General features: G+C 65.5%; 13 protein-coding genes. 9 read left to right on the top strand and 4 right to left on the bottom strand.

Annotated features, from left to right (window positions below):
* Window positions 1–37: 37 nt before the first annotated feature.
* The gene (locus IQ35_RS15010) at window positions 38–718 is read right to left on the bottom strand and encodes a YggS family pyridoxal phosphate-dependent enzyme (RefSeq protein WP_145074499.1); all 681 of its coding nucleotides are present in this window, start codon (window positions 716–718) and stop codon (window positions 38–40) included.
* Between the two features lie 23 nt (window positions 719–741).
* Here IQ35_RS15010 and IQ35_RS15005 point away from each other — a divergent pair, with 23 nt between their 5' ends.
* Window positions 742–1,299, top strand: a complete 558-nt coding sequence (locus IQ35_RS15005) for a thiamine phosphate synthase (protein WP_021245541.1) — start codon at window positions 742–744, stop codon at window positions 1,297–1,299.
* Between the two features lie 10 nt (window positions 1,300–1,309).
* Here the strand turns inward: IQ35_RS15005 and IQ35_RS15000 are convergent, their stop codons facing one another.
* Complete coding sequence (locus IQ35_RS15000; protein WP_145074496.1) at window positions 1,310–1,843, bottom strand: AAA family ATPase; 534 nt, start codon at window positions 1,841–1,843, stop codon at window positions 1,310–1,312.
* An 86-nt stretch (window positions 1,844–1,929) separates the two neighbouring features.
* Window positions 1,930–2,655, bottom strand: coding sequence for a hypothetical protein (locus IQ35_RS14995; RefSeq protein ID WP_031291433.1), 726 nt, complete (start codon window positions 2,653–2,655; stop codon window positions 1,930–1,932).
* 222 nt (window positions 2,656–2,877) lie between these two features.
* Between IQ35_RS14995 and IQ35_RS14990 the strand changes: the two genes are divergently transcribed.
* The 6 genes from IQ35_RS14990 (at window position 2,878) to IQ35_RS14965 (ending at window position 10,173) form a co-directional block, all read left to right on the top strand.
* A complete protein-coding gene (locus IQ35_RS14990) occupies window positions 2,878–3,327 on the top strand; it encodes a DUF3576 domain-containing protein (protein ID WP_021245538.1) in 450 nt (149 codons plus the stop codon).
* An 84-nt stretch (window positions 3,328–3,411) separates the two neighbouring features.
* A complete protein-coding gene (gene leuS, locus IQ35_RS14985; RefSeq protein ID WP_145074493.1) occupies window positions 3,412–5,925 on the top strand; it encodes a leucine--tRNA ligase in 2,514 nt (837 codons plus the stop codon).
* A 64-nt stretch (window positions 5,926–5,989) separates the two neighbouring features.
* Window positions 5,990–6,496 carry an LPS assembly lipoprotein LptE gene (lptE, locus tag IQ35_RS14980; protein ID WP_021245536.1) on the top strand — a complete coding sequence of 169 codons (507 nt, stop codon included), beginning with the start codon at window positions 5,990–5,992 and terminating at the stop codon, window positions 6,494–6,496.
* Window positions 6,483–7,508 carry a DNA polymerase III subunit delta gene (holA, locus tag IQ35_RS14975; RefSeq protein ID WP_145074491.1) on the top strand — a complete coding sequence of 342 codons (1,026 nt, stop codon included), beginning with the start codon at window positions 6,483–6,485 and terminating at the stop codon, window positions 7,506–7,508. Before lptE ends, holA begins: the two co-directional genes overlap by 14 nt.
* A gap of 58 nt (window positions 7,509–7,566) precedes the next feature.
* Entirely contained in the window at window positions 7,567–7,971 is a 405-nt protein-coding gene (gene msrB / locus IQ35_RS14970; RefSeq protein ID WP_145074488.1) for a peptide-methionine (R)-S-oxide reductase MsrB, read from the top strand.
* 120 nt (window positions 7,972–8,091) lie between these two features.
* Window positions 8,092–10,173: a transglycosylase domain-containing protein gene (locus tag IQ35_RS14965; RefSeq protein WP_145074485.1), complete on the top strand. Its 2,082-nt coding sequence runs from the start codon at window positions 8,092–8,094 to the stop codon at window positions 10,171–10,173.
* A 627-nt stretch (window positions 10,174–10,800) separates the two neighbouring features.
* Here the strand turns inward: IQ35_RS14965 and IQ35_RS14960 are convergent.
* A complete protein-coding gene (locus IQ35_RS14960) occupies window positions 10,801–11,766 on the bottom strand; it encodes an aspartyl protease family protein (RefSeq protein WP_376699486.1) in 966 nt (321 codons plus the stop codon).
* A 264-nt stretch (window positions 11,767–12,030) separates the two neighbouring features.
* Between IQ35_RS14960 and rho the strand changes: the two genes are divergently transcribed.
* Window positions 12,031–13,287 (top strand): transcription termination factor Rho, encoded by a 1,257-nt coding sequence (rho, locus tag IQ35_RS14955; RefSeq protein ID WP_021245531.1) that lies wholly within the window; start codon window positions 12,031–12,033, stop codon window positions 13,285–13,287.
* 87 nt (window positions 13,288–13,374) lie between these two features.
* Window positions 13,375–14,094, top strand: a complete 720-nt coding sequence (locus IQ35_RS14950) for a YjbE family putative metal transport protein (protein ID WP_145074481.1) — start codon at window positions 13,375–13,377, stop codon at window positions 14,092–14,094.
* Window positions 14,095–14,116 lie beyond the last annotated feature (22 nt).

Below are 14,116 nucleotides of genomic sequence, written 5' to 3'. Positions count from 1 at the left end.
GCCCGTCGCGCTATGGGGCGCGGCGGTTTTTTTCGCGTCAGGGATAGGGGCGGGCGCCGAACAGGGCGGTACCCACGCGAATGTCCGTCGCGCCTAGCATGATCGCGGTTTCGAAATCGCCCGACATGCCCATGGAGAGGCGCTCCAACCCTTCCTCCCGCGCCATTTTGGCGAGCAGGGCGAAATAGGGCGCGGGTTCGCCCTGCGCGGGTGGCACGCACATCAGGCCCAGCAAAGGGACGTCTGCTTCCCGCGCGGCGGCGATGAGGGCGGGCACATCGGCGATGGCGCAGCCGCCCTTCTGCTCCTCCGCCCCGATATTGACCTGGATGTAGCAGGGCACGCGGCGGCCGCCAGCGTCCATGGCTTTGGCGAGCGACGTCAGCAAGGACGGACGGTCGAGCGAATGAATCACGTCGAACAGGGCCACCGCGTCCGCCGCCTTGTTCGATTGAAGCTGGCCGACGAGGTGAAGGCGGATATCGGGATATTCCTGACGCAGGGCGGGCCATTTGGCCTGCGCTTCCTGCACGCGGTTTTCGCCGAACACGCGCTGGCCCGCTTCGATCAAGGGGCGGATGGCGTCGGTTTCCTGCGTCTTGGACACGGCGATCAGGGTGATGGCGTCGGCGCTGCGCCCCGTGAGGCGGGCGGCGCGGTCCATGGTGTCGCGCACGGCGGCAAGGCGGTCCCTGGCTTGTGTGATGGCGGTCGTCATGGCGGCTGCTATAGGCGAGGGTCATGGAACATCGCCACCGCAAAAAACCGCCGACGATCTGGCTGATGACGGATGAGCGCGTGGACGGGGCGCTCCAACTTGCGGCGGCGGCGCGGCTGCCCAGGGGCGGGGGCGGCATCGTCTTTCGCCATTATCGCACGGCGCCGGATGAGCGGCGGGCCTTGTTCGCGCGGTTCCGGGCGATTGCGCGGCGGCGGCGTCTGCTGCTGATGCTGGGCGGCGATGCGCGGGAGGCGGCGGGATGGGGCGCGGATGGCTGGCATGGCGGGGATCACAGGCGCGGGAGCAAGCCGATGCTCCACAGCGCACCCGCGCACGGGGCGGTGGAGATCAGGGCGGCGGGCCGGGGGAAGGCGGACATGCTGTTCCTTTCGCCGCTGTTCCCGACGCGCTCGCATCCGGGCGGGCGGGCGTTGGGCCGGGTCCGATTCGCGATGCTGGCGCGGCGGGCGGGGGTTCCCGTTATGGCATTGGGGGGCGTGGAAGCGCGGCACAGGCGTGGCCTTCGCGCGCTGGGCGCCGCGGGTTGGGCGGCGATTGACGGGTTGATGCGGGGCTGATTTCCTGTCCTCAATCTTCCGCGAGGCGGGCGAGGATATAGTCGGCCCGCTGTTCGACCCCGGCGCGCGGGAGAAGGTCGATTTCATAACCCAAGGCCGCATAGGCGGTAAGCAGCCGCTGATATTCCGCCATGGATTCGCTCAGGTCATGAGGCCGTTCGTCATCCGAAACAAACAGTTCAGGCCATGGCGGCGCGAAGAACACACGGGGATGATAGCGATGGTGCCGGCCCAGTTGCGTCACCGCCGGTTGTCCGCTGGCATGTTGGAGCGCGGCGGCCGCGTCGATGAGGCTACGGTCGAAAAAGACCCAGCCGTCAACGGCGCTCGCATTCTTCCGGTCGTCAAGCGCCATGGCGATCGCGCGGCGGGCGAAGGCGGAGAGGTCGACCCAGGGCAGGGCCGCGCCCGTCCCTTCCATTTCCTCCCGAACGATCCGCCGCCCCGGTTCTTCCACGACGGCATGGCCGCGCCGATGCAACGCTTCGATCAGAGTCGATTTTCCGCCCCCCGAACATCCGGAGATGACGACATGATTGTCCATGGCTGATGGCTCGAAATGGAGGATGCCGAAAAAACGCGCGCTTGCAGTGGCAAAGCGGACGCTACGTCAAATGCGCGATCAGGCGATCAGAATTTGAAGACGGTGCCGAGATAGACGGCCTGGCTGTCCTGCCGGTCATCGGTCATCGGGGTCAGTCGGCCCGCGACGCTGTTGTTGTAGCGGACGCCCGCCGTGACGTTCAGGTTGCGCGTCAGCGAATAGGAGCTGGCCAGATCCAGCGAATAATCCTTGTCCGCGTTCGGATTGCGGACGGCGGTGGCCGGGTCGCGGCGGCTTTCGATCAGCACCTTGGTGCTGAAGCGATCCTTCTTGCCCTGATCGAGCGAGAAATTCTTCGCATCGGCCATGGTTTCGACCGGAACCGGGTCCAGCGCCTTGCGGCCCATCGAATCGGGCAGGGCGAACTTGCGCCAGTTGTGCGCGCTGTTCAGGCTGAACGCGACCGGCTTGATATCGACGGGCGCCAGCGTGCGGCTTACGGTCACAAGATCATTGTCCGCGCGCACCATCACCGTGACCGAGCGCTGGCCGCTAAGCGAGCCGCTGGTGGGCGTGAAGCGGAAATTCTGACGGCTGGCGGAGGCCGCGATCCGGGCGTAAGCCGCCGCGAGTCGGGGGTCCTTGGTCGTCGGCGTGAAGGAGGAGATGCTGCCCAGCGCGCCCAGCGACACCGGCGCTTCCGCCCGCGGCCGGACAAGATCGGTCGCCGCGCCGATCGCGGGAGACAGCATGAAACCGGCCACGGCAACCGCCGCGCCCGCCAATGCCATATGTCCCCTTTTCACGCGCATGATCGCGACTCTCTCACCCCCGAGCTATTATTCGAAAATCCATTACACATGAAAACCGGCCGAAAGCTAGAGCCGGTTCCGCTTTTTGTCCAAACTGTTGCATAGAACACACAGGGCCGGGCCGGCGGCAAGAGGACGCGATCCCCGCTCCCCCTTGCCCAATGGCGCGGGTCGACTATAGAAGCGGGGCGTTTTTCGTCTCTATCATATAGGACATGGCTGATGGTCCGCCGCTTTTCCCTTCCTGTTTCCGCCGGTTTGATGCTGGCCGCGCTCCTGCCGCTCACCGCCTGCGGCGGCGGGTCGAAGGAACGGCCCAAGGCGGACCTCGCCGCGTCGAAGATCACGACCATCGGCGTCAACAGCTATTTGTGGCGGGCCAGCCTCGACACGCTGTCCTTCATGCCGATGGTGCAGACGGACTCCAACGGCGGCGTCATCGTCACCGACTGGTACACCAATCCCAACAGCCCCAATGAGCGGATGAAGCTGACCGTGTCGATCCTGGACCAGGACCTGCGGGCCGACGCGCTGCGCGTGGCGGCCAGCCGTCAGGTCAATCAGGGCGGCCAGTGGGTCAACGCCCCGGTGGAAGCCGCGACCGTGCAGAAGCTGGAGGAAATCATCCTCACCAAGGCGCGCGACCTGCGCCGCATGGCGATTGCGGGCTGATCCACCCTTCCTTCCCTTTTTCTTTCAGGACGGGACCGGGCTGCCGCGCGCAACCCCGGTCCCAAAGCATTTTGAGGATTCGACATGCAAAGGCGCTTCAACCCGCTTGAGGCCGATGCCCGCTGGCAGGCCGTCTGGGATGAGAAGCAGACGTTCAGGGCGTCCGACAGCAGCGGCAAGCCGCGATCCTATGTGCTGGAGATGTTCCCCTATCCGTCCGGGCGCATCCATATCGGCCATGTCCGCAACTATTCCATGGGCGACGTGCTGGCGCGATTCCGCCGGATGACGGGGCATGAGGTGCTGCATCCGATGGGCTGGGACGCCTTCGGGATGCCGGCCGAAAATGCGGCGATGGAGAAGAAGGTGCATCCGGGCGAATGGACGCGCTCCAACATCGCCAACATGCGCGCGCAACTCAAGAAGCTGGGCTTCGCCATCGACTGGAGCCGGGAACTGGCCACCTGCGAGCCGGACTATTACGGCCATGAACAGGCGCTGTTCCTCGACATGCTGGAGGCGGGCCTCGTCTACCGCAAGGAAAGCGCGGTCAACTGGGACCCGGTCGACATGACCGTGCTCGCCAATGAGCAGGTGATCGACGGGCGCGGCTGGCGGTCCGGCGCGCTGGTGGAGAAGCGCAAGCTCAGCCAGTGGTTCCTCAAGATCACGCAGTTCGCCGACGATCTGCTGGAAGGCTTGAAGACGCTCGACCAGTGGCCCGACAAGGTGCGGACCATGCAGGAGAACTGGATCGGCAAGTCGGTGGGGCTGCAATTCCGGTTCCAGCCGGTCGCGCCGTTCGATACGGAGATCGAGGTTTATTCGACCCGTCCCGACACCATTTTCGGCGCGAGCTTCGTCGCCATCGCGGCGGATCATCCGGTGGCGCAGGCGGTGGCGGCGGGCAATGCAGAGGCGGCCGCCTTCATTGAGACGTGCAAGGCAGGCGGCACCACGGCGGCGGAGCTGGAGACGGCGGAAAAGCTGGGGTTCGACACCGGGTTGTCGGTGGTCCATCCCTTCGACCCGGAATGGAAGCTGCCGGTCTTCATCGCCAATTTCGTGCTGATGGACTACGGCACCGGCGCGGTCATGGGCGTGCCCGCGCACGACCAGCGCGACCTCGACTTCGCGCGCAAATATATGCTGGCGGTGGAGCGCGTGGTCGCGGCCGAGGGCGACGAGGCCAAGCCCATCCAGAACGAAGCCTATGTGGGTCCGGGCCGCTTGGTGAACAGCCGCTTCCTGGACGGCATGGGCGTGGAGGAGGCGAAGGCCGAGGTCATCCGCCGCGCCGAAGAGGGCGGCTGGGGCGCGGGGCAGACCGTCTTCCGCCTGCGCGACTGGGGCGTGTCGCGCCAGCGTTACTGGGGCACGCCGATCCCGGTCATCCATTGCGACGATTGCGGCGTGGTGGGCGTGCCGAAGGACCAGCTTCCCGTGACGCTGCCCGAAGATGTGAGCTTCGACATTCCGGGCAATCCGCTGGACCGGCACCCCACATGGAAGCATGTCGATTGCCCGCAATGCGGGAAACCGGCACGGCGCGAGACGGACACGCTCGACACCTTCGCCGATTCGAGCTGGTATTTCATCCGCTTCGCCAGCCAGCCCAAGGACAGGCCTTTCGACCGGGAAACGGTCGAGAAATGGCTGCCGGTGGGGCAGTATATCGGCGGGGTCGAACATGCGATCCTGCACCTGCTCTATGCGCGTTTCTGGACACGGGCCTTGCAGCATATGGGACAGTTGGGCTTCGCCGAGCCGTTCACCGGCCTGTTCACGCAGGGCATGGTGACGCATGAAACCTACAAGGCGGGCGATGGAAGCTGGCTTTCGCCGGGCGAGGTGAAGAAGTCCGGCGACGATTATGTCCATATCGAAAGCGGCGCGCCGGTCACGGTCGGCCGCGTCGAGAAAATGTCCAAATCCAAGAAGAATGTCGTCGATCCCGATGACATCATCGCCCAATATGGCGCGGACGCGGTGCGCTGGTTCATGCTGTCCGACAGCCCGCCCGAGCGCGACCTGCCCTGGACGGAAAGCGGCATCGAAGGATCGTGGCGTTTCGTCAATCGCTTGTGGAGGCTGTTCGGGGAAGCGGACAAGGGCGCGGAGGGGCAGGACAAGCCGCTCGACCGCAAGCTGCACCAGACCATCGACGGCATCGCCAGGGATATCGAGGCGCTTTCCTTCAACAAGGCGGTGGCGAAGATCTACGAACTCGCCAATGCGGTGGAGAAGGCCAAGCCGTCGGCCTCACGCAGCGCCGCCATCCGCACGCTGGCGCTGCTGGTCGCGCCGATGACGCCGCATCTGGCCGAGGACGCCTGGGCCGCGATGGGCGAGGACGGCCTGATCGCCGACGCCCCATGGCCCGCGGTCGATCCCGCGCTGCTGGTCGACGATGAAGTCACCATCGCCTGTCAGGTGATGGGCAAGCTGCGCGACACCATCACCGTGCCCAAGGGGACGCCAAAGGAGGAACTGGAAAAGCTCGCCCTCGCGGCGCCCAATGTGGCGCGGACGCTGGACGGCGCGACGCCCAAGAAGGTGATCGTGGTGCCGGATCGCCTGGTCAATCTGGTGATCTGAGAGAGGAACCGTTCGCCCCAACGCCCTTCGACAAGCCCAGGGCGAACGGATATAGGATTGTCCCATGAAGCGTTTCATCCCCCTGCTCGCCGTCACGGTTCTTCTCTCCGCCTGTGGGCTGAGGCCCGTCTATGGCGGGGGCGGGCATGGCGCGGTGGCGCAGGCGCTGGGCAATGTCGAGGTGCAGCCCATAGAGGGCAAGAGCGGCTGGCTGGTCCGCAACGCGCTCAATGACCGGTTCTCCGCGATGAGCGGCAACGGCCCCGCCTACAAGCTGGTAGTGAAGCTGGACGACCAGATCAGCGGTTTCGGCCTCCGCGGCGACGCCGCGATCACGCGGGAGCGGCGCACGCTGCGCGCCCGCTATCAACTGATCGACGGGGCGACCGGCGCGCAGGTGCTGGACGACACCGCCGGGTCGGACGCGGGCATCGACGTGACCTCCAGCGAATATGCGACCATCGCGGCGGAGGATACGGCGCTCGAACGCCTGTCGCAGACCGTCGCGGACCAGATCGTCGCGCGGCTCGCCCTGTTCGCGGCGCGGAACCAGCGTCATGAAGGCCAATAGGGGCCAGATCGAAAAGGCGCTGGACGCGCCCCCGGCGGATGTCCGCTTCTTCCTGCTCTACGGTCCCGACGAAGCGGGCAGCATGGCGCTCGCCAGGCGTCTGGAGCGGGCGATGGGACCGGAGGCGGAACGCATCGACCTGGACGGCGCGACCCTGCGCGACGATCCCGCCCGGCTGGCGGACGAGGCGGCCGCCTTCTCCATGTTCGGGGACAAGCGCTGGATACGGATCAACGGCATGGGCGAGGAATCCCTGCCCGCGCTCCATGCGCTGCTGGAGGCGGAGGCGGCGGGCAATCCGGTGATCGCGGTGGCGGGCGCGCTCAAGGCCACGTCCAAGCTGGTGAAGCTGGCGCTGGATCACAAGCAGACGCTGGCCTTCATCTCCTATCAGCCGGACGCACGGGAATCGGAGCAGATCGCCGTCGCCATCGCGCGGGAAGGCGGGCTGCGCCTGCCCACGGAGCTGGCGCGGCGGATCGTCGACCTGGCCAATGGCGACCGCGCGTTGATGAGCGGCGAGATCGAGAAGCTGATCCTCTATCTCGACGCTGCGCCCGACCGTCCGCAGGAAGCGACCGCCGAAGCGCTGGACGCCCTGTCCGCCGACAATCCCGAATCCGACGCCGCGCCGCTGGTGAACGCCGTGCTGGGCGGCGATCTCAGGGCCATGCACAAGGAACTGGGGCGGCTGGCGGAGGTCGGCGCGGCCATGGCGTCCGTCCTGCGCCCGCTGCTGACCCGCGCCATGCTGCTTGCCCATATCCGCGCCGATTTCGACCGGAACGGGCGGCTGGAGGCGGCGATGGAATCGGCGGGCAAGGCCGTATTCTGGAAGGAAAAGGGCGTCGTCACGCGGCAGGTGCGGCTGTGGGACGCGCAGGGCATCGCCCGCGTCATCCAGCGCCTCGCCCAGGCGGAGCGCGCCAGCCGGGGCGGGCGCGGCCTTGGCGACCTCATGGTCCGGCATGAGCTGCTCACCATCGCCCGGCAGGCGGCGCGGGAGCGATGATGGCGGCATATCGCCGCCACGGCTTGATCGGTGGAGGCACGCGGGCCATATTGCGGTCATGGACAAGCTGAACCTGACCGAAGAGGAATGGCGCAACCGCCTTTCCCCCGAACAATATCATGTCTTGCGGGAAGGCGGCACCGAGCGGGCCTTCACCGGCAAATATAACAGCAACAAGGCCGACGGCGTTTACTATTGCGCCGGTTGCGGGGCGGAGCTGTTCGATTCCGGCGAGAAATATGACAGCGGGTCGGGCTGGCCCAGCTTCACCGCCCCGGTGGACATCGACGCGGTCGACGAACTGCGCGATTCCAGCCATGGCATGATCCGCACCGAAGTGCGCTGCGCCAAATGCGAGGGGCATCTGGGCCATGTCTTTCCCGATGGGCCGGGAGTGGGCGGCCTGCGCTATTGCATGAACAGCGCATCGCTGGACTTCAAGCCGCGCGACGAGGCGGAGTGAGCGTTCATTGCGGGTAAAGCCGCGATCTTCTTGAGACGGGCAGAGATTTTTTGAGGGCCGACGCCGGATTTGCGCTGGCCCCCTTTTCCATTAGCGCGTATCCGGGGCGGCACGGACATCATGGCAAGATCGGGCAAGAGCAAGGAACCGCCGGGCACGGCAAGGCTGTGGCTGATGCGGGGCCTCAAGGCGGGCCTGATCGCGCTGGTCGCCGCCGTGGTGGCGATCGTCGTGGCGGTCGTCATCGCGATGCAGTCGCTGCCCGACTATAGCAGCCTCAAATCATCGCCCAACGGCCAGATGATCCGCGTCCATGCGGCGGACGGCAGCGTCATCGTGTCATTGGGGCCGAGCTTCGGGCGCTGGCTGCCCTATGACCAGATCCCGCAGGTGATGGTCGACGCGATGGTGTCGACCGAGGACAAGCGTTACTATCTGCATCCCGGCGTCGATCCCATCGGCATGGCGCGCGCGGCGTGGGTGGCGCTCGAAAACCGGGGCAAGGGCCGCCGCTTGCAGGGCGCGTCCACCATCACCCAGCAGGTGACGCGCAACATCTTCCTCAACAACAGCTATAGCTGGGGCCGCAAGGTCCGGGAAATGGTGCTGGCGCTGGCGCTGGAACGCAAGTTCAGCAAGCGGCAGATATTGGAGCTTTACCTCAACAAGGTCTATTTCGGCGGCGGCGCATACGGCATCGACGCGGCAAGCCGAAAGTTCTTCGGCCACCCCGCCGACAGCCTCAATCTGCCGGAAGCGGCGATCATCGCGGGGCTGGTGAAGGCCCCCTCCAGCTACTCCCCCACCGCCGATGCGGAGGCCGCCATCGGCCGCGCGGGCGTGGTGCTGGACCTGATGCAGGAAAATGGCGCGATCAGCGCGGCGGAACATGCCAGCGCCAATCTGGCGGATGTGAAGATGGCCCCCGAGCCGCCGCAGAACAGCGTGCGTTACTTCACCGACTGGGCGCTGCCGCAGCTCGACACGCTCATCACCGAACCGAATGAGCCGCTGGAGGTCTATACCACCATCGATCTTTCCATGCAGCGCGCCGCGACCGCCGCGATCCAGGCCAATGTGCCCAAGGGATCGCAGGGAGCGCTGGTGGCGCTGGACCGGGACGGGGCGGTGCGGGCGATGGTCGGCGGCCTCGACTATGTGACCTCCAACTATAACCGCGCCACCACCGCGACGCGCCAGCCGGGTTCGGCGTGGAAGCTGTTCGTCTATATGGCCGCGCTGGAGGCGGGCTATACGCCCGATACCGGAGTCACGGACGAGCCTGTCACCATCAACGGCTGGTCGCCGCGCAACAGCAACGGGCGCTTTTCGGGTGATATCGACGTGCGCACCGCCTTTGCCTATTCGGTCAACACCGTGGCGGCGAAGCTGGGCGTGGAAGTGGGCTTTCCCACCATCGCCGACATGGCGCGGCGCTTCGGCATATCGACGCCGATCAACACGCATCCGTCCATGGTGCTGGGCACATCGGACGTGCGGCTGATCGACATGACCCGCGCCTTCGCTTCGGTGGCGCGCAAGGGAATCGCGGTCGCGCCCTATGGCATCACCAAGGTGACGACCGCCGACGGCCGCTTGCTCTACGAGCATCAGGACGACACCAGCCGCGTGCTGGTCGCGCCCTGGGTGGCGGCGGGGCTGACCGACCTCATGCAGACGGCGGTTTCCACCGGCACCGGCAGGGCGGCGCAGATCGGGCGGCCCGTCGCGGGCAAGACCGGCACCACCAGCAGCAACAAGGACGGCTGGTTCCTGGGCTTTTCCAGCGGCATCACCACCGGCGTCTGGATGGGCCGCGACGATGCGCGCGCCGTGGGCGGATTACAGGGCGGGCGCGCGCCGGCGCGCGCCTTCGCCGATTTCATGAAGGTCGCCGTCGCCAAGCGGCCGGTGGAGCAGTTCGACACGCAGGTCACGCTGCCCGAATGGCAGTTGGAGCCGGACGACGAAGCCTATTATGGCGCGCCCGACGATGGAACGGGTGGGGGCATGATGGTCGACGAGAACGGCCTGCCGCTGGAGCGCACGCAGCCGGACGCGCCGCAGAGCGACAATCCGGACGAGGACGTCCCGCCCGACCCCGCCGACCGCCCCGCGCCGCAGCGGCTGGACCAGCAATGGATCGACCAGGTACTGGGCCGCGACCGCCAGCGGCCGACACAACAGCGGCCCGATCCGTAGAACGACAGGAAGCTTCCCGAAGCGGGGTGCCGTATGGCAATTATGGGTGGATTGCAGACGTCGACTTCCATCAGATCGAGTGTTCGCTTCCATCCCAACAAGACGGCGTCCGCCCATCCCCTTTGCTGAAAGGGCGCTCTGAGTGACGGTGATGGGTGGATTGCGGACTGGCAGTTTGTGATGCGGCGAGTTGAGAAAATACCAGCGGAAAGGCGTAGCAAACCTGTTCTCTCAGGGATGGGGTGAGGTGCTGTTAGGCGGGCACTCATAGTCATCGGGCGAGTAGCCTCTCCGCCCCGCGATGAGCTTGGCGCCACCACCACACCGATGATCCGCAGAATTAGCGGCATCGGACAGTGCGTCCCAGTGCACAAAAGACTTCGCGTAACGGTCTGCACGAGTGCTGCACCCGGCGAGAACGAATATGGCAAAAATTATGACTGCCCGCATGATCGACGCATACGATGGCATAAGGAGAGTCTGCAACCCTTCAAGCGGGGCGAGCCGGAGGATCGGCGGAGGGATATCGCGCTATCGGGAAGGCGCTACCCCCTCCCCCTAGCAGAGAAGGATTTGAGGGTCCGCCATCGGCCGATAACAGCCATCGCTCCCTATCTCGGCGCGGTTTTACCCCGCGGGCGTGGCGGCCGCGGCGAAGCGCGATTTTTCCAGCCAGCCCATGTCCGGCAGCAGGAAATCGACCCTTCCCCTGCCGAAATCTATCGCGACCCGGTCGAACCCCTTGAGCGCATTGATGCCCAGCAGCAGCGCGGGCCTGTCCGCCAGCCCCAGTTCGGCAAAGGGGGTGGCATCGGCGAACAGCAGCGGCAGATCGCGCAGCGTGACGCGGCCCAGATGCACCTCGCGGATCTTGCCCACCTGACCGACCAGCGTGCCGCCGGTGACGCTGGTGAGCGTCGCCTGTTCCAGCTGCGGCGCGCGTTTCTTGCGGATCAGCTTGTTCATCAGCGCCATGTTGCCGACGCTGAAATTGGTGCCGGTGTCGAGCACGATGTTGACCGCCATCCCATTCACGTCGGAATCGAGCAGGATAAGCTGTCCATTCTTCCGCCGCGCTTCGACGACGATGGTGTCGGGATCGCGGGCATAGCGGCTTTTGCTTTCGCTGATCTCCATCCGCCCCCTCCGGAAATCGAGCAGCAGCCGTTTGGATTGCAGGCTGTCGAGACCCAGCAACCCCGGCGCGCCCAGATGCGCGCCGTCGAGCACCGGCGCCTCTATATCGCGCACTTGCGAATCGCCGAAGCCCAGGGTCGACAGCGCCACCGTGCCGGTTTGCAGCCGGTCGGTCATGCTGAGCACCGTGACGGGATCGCGCACGGGAAGCGCCAGCCGGTCGGCCAGCTCGCGCGAAATCACCGTGCGCTGCGATCCTGTGTCGATAATGAAGTTCCACGGCCCCTTGCCGCCGATATGAATGGGAATGGTGACGCGATCCTCGGCGGGCGGGCCGGTGCGGACCAAAGCGGGCGGAACGGCGGGATCGAGCGAGGGCGTTTCCTGCGCGGCCAGAGGCGGGCACAGCGTCCACAGCATTGCCACCATGGGAAGGAGGCGGCGCATATCCCTCATCCTTTCGCTTTTCCGCCTTATACCATGGCGCGGGCGGGACGGTCCATCGCCGCGATTGCGGCACCGCCGGTCGATCGGCACCGGCAGCGCCGCCAATTTTCCATCAGAAAGGGCGATGTCCCGCCTTGACGGCATGGCAGGGCCATCGCTAAATGCTCTTCACTCACCCGCCCGTCCGGCGCGGGACGTTCCCAGCCATCTGTTTGCCGGGCTTTTCTCCATATAACTGTCTTTCACGACACTCTATCCATCGGACCGACTCGCATGCACCTCAAGGATCTCAAGAAGCAGCCACCCGCCGACCTCGTCACTATGGCCGAGGAACTGGGCGTCGAAGGTGCATCGACCCTTCGCAAGCAGGACCTGATGTTCGCGATCCTCAAGGCCGAGGCGGAAAATGGCGAGCAGATCATGGGCGAGGGCACGATCGAGGTGCTGCCGGACGGCTTCGGCTTCCTGCGCTCACCCGAAGCGAACTTCCTCGCCGGTCCCGACGATATCTATGTGTCGCCCAACCAGGTCCGCAAATTCGGCCTGCGGACCGGCGACACGGTGGAAGGCGAAATCCGCGCGCCCAAGGACGGCGAGCGTTATTTTGCCCTCACCAAGCTCAACACCGTCAATTTCGACGATCCCGATGCGGTCCGTCACCGCGTCAATTTCGACAACCTGACCCCGCTCTATCCCGAACAGAAGCTGTCGCTGGACACGCTGGACCCGACCGTCAAGGACAAGTCGGCCCGCGTCATCGACATCGTTTCGCCGCAGGGCAAGGGACAGCGCACCCTGATCGTCGCGCCCCCGCGCGTCGGCAAGACGGTGATGCTCCAGAATATCGCCAAGGCGATCACGGACAACCATCCCGAAGTCTTCCTGATCGTGCTGCTGATCGACGAGCGGCCGGAAGAAGTCACCGACATGCAGCGCAGCGTGAAGGGGGAGGTCGTGTCCTCCACCTTCGACGAACCCGCGCAGCGCCACGTCCAGGTCGCCGAAATGGTGATCGAAAAGGCAAAGCGCCTGGTCGAGCACAAGAAGGATGTCGTCATCCTGCTCGATTCCATCACGCGCCTTGGCCGCGCCTACAACACGGTGGTGCCCTCGTCGGGCAAGGTGCTGACCGGCGGCGTCGACGCCAATGCGCTCCAGCGGCCCAAGCGCTTCTTCGGCGCGGCCCGCAATATCGAGGAGGGCGGTTCGCTGTCCATCATCGCCACCGCGCTGATCGACACCGGCAGCCGCATGGACGAAGTCATCTTCGAAGAGTTCAAGGGCACCGGCAATTCGGAAATCGTGCTGGATCGCAAGGTCGCGGACAAGCGCATCTTCCCGGCGCTGGATGTCGGCAAGTCCGGCACCCGCAAGGAAGAACTGCTGGTCGACAAGGGCAAGCTCAGCAAGATGTGGGTGCTGCGCCGCATCCTGATGCAGATGGGCACCATCGACGCCATGGAATTCCTGCTCGACAAGATGAAGGATTCCAAGACCAACGAAGATTTCTTCGATTCGATGAACCAGTAAGTCTAAAAGACGGTTTGCAATCCGAAGCCGTTTCGGATCGCCAGCCGTATCGCTTCGTCATCAGCCGCCACAGGGACGTCAGGCCATATGCTCGACCTTTTCGCCACCGCCGCCGCCGCGGCCCAGGGTTTCGGCTCTCCCGCCGATATATGGGGCCATATCGTCAACGATTTCAGTAACATAACCTCTCCGGCGGCGCTTGCCGCCTTTGGGCAGGTGCTGATGATCGACATATTGCTGGCGGGCGACAACGCCATCGTCGTCGGCGCGCTGGCGGCCGGCCTGCCCGTCGCCCAGCGGCAGAGGGTCATCATGATCGGCATCATCGCCGCGCTTGTGCTGCGGATCGGCTTCGCGCTGGTGGTGACGCAGCTCATGCAGATCGTCGGGCTGATCCTGGCGGGCGGGCTGCTGCTGCTCTGGGTTAGCTGGAAGATGTGGCGCGAGCTGCATCCCAAGCGTGGCCTCGACACGCCGAACGATCCGACCGACGACGATGTGTCCGGCCTGCGTCCCGCCAAGAGCTTCGCCGCCGCCGCCTGGGCCGTCGCCGTCGCGGACGTGTCGATGAGCCTGGACAATGTGCTCGCGGTCGCGGGCGCGGCGCGGGATCATCCCGGCATCCTTATCATCGGCCTGATCCTGTCGGTCGCGCTGATGGGCATCGCGGCGAACATCATCGCCAAATATATCGAACGCTTCCGCTGGATCGCGTATCTGGGCCTTGCGGTCATCCTCTATGTCGCGGTCAAGATGATCTATGACGGCATCGTCGATCATCAGGTCGGCATCCTGACGCTGTTCTGATCCGGGCTTGCATGGACATGGA

Source organism: Sphingobium wenxiniae (assembly GCF_007830065.1).
Lineage (GTDB): Bacteria > Pseudomonadota > Alphaproteobacteria > Sphingomonadales > Sphingomonadaceae > Sphingobium > Sphingobium wenxiniae.
Note: the sequence above shows the minus strand (reverse complement) of the source record. Positions and strands in the feature narration are given on the sequence as shown.

Bases quoted from the DNA above. Each gene is read 5' to 3' on its own strand.
- IQ35_RS15010 (WP_145074499.1), bottom strand. From the start codon at position 718: ATGACGACCGCCATCACACAAGCCAGGGACCGCCTTGCCGCCGTGCGC.
- IQ35_RS15005 (WP_021245541.1), top strand. From the start codon at position 742: ATGGAACATCGCCACCGCAAAAAACCGCCGACGATCTGGCTGATGACG.
- IQ35_RS15000 (WP_145074496.1), bottom strand. From the start codon at position 1,843: ATGGACAATCATGTCGTCATCTCCGGATGTTCGGGGGGCGGAAAATCG.
- IQ35_RS14995 (WP_031291433.1), bottom strand. From the start codon at position 2,655: ATGCGCGTGAAAAGGGGACATATGGCATTGGCGGGCGCGGCGGTTGCC.
- IQ35_RS14990 (WP_021245538.1), top strand. From the start codon at position 2,878: ATGGTCCGCCGCTTTTCCCTTCCTGTTTCCGCCGGTTTGATGCTGGCC.
- leuS (WP_145074493.1), top strand. From the start codon at position 3,412: ATGCAAAGGCGCTTCAACCCGCTTGAGGCCGATGCCCGCTGGCAGGCC.
- lptE (WP_021245536.1), top strand. From the start codon at position 5,990: ATGAAGCGTTTCATCCCCCTGCTCGCCGTCACGGTTCTTCTCTCCGCC.
- holA (WP_145074491.1), top strand. From the start codon at position 6,483: ATGAAGGCCAATAGGGGCCAGATCGAAAAGGCGCTGGACGCGCCCCCG.
- msrB (WP_145074488.1), top strand. From the start codon at position 7,567: ATGGACAAGCTGAACCTGACCGAAGAGGAATGGCGCAACCGCCTTTCC.
- IQ35_RS14965 (WP_145074485.1), top strand. From the start codon at position 8,092: ATGGCAAGATCGGGCAAGAGCAAGGAACCGCCGGGCACGGCAAGGCTG.
- IQ35_RS14960 (WP_376699486.1), bottom strand. From the start codon at position 11,766: ATGAGGGATATGCGCCGCCTCCTTCCCATGGTGGCAATGCTGTGGACG.
- rho (WP_021245531.1), top strand. From the start codon at position 12,031: ATGCACCTCAAGGATCTCAAGAAGCAGCCACCCGCCGACCTCGTCACT.
- IQ35_RS14950 (WP_145074481.1), top strand. From the start codon at position 13,375: ATGCTCGACCTTTTCGCCACCGCCGCCGCCGCGGCCCAGGGTTTCGGC.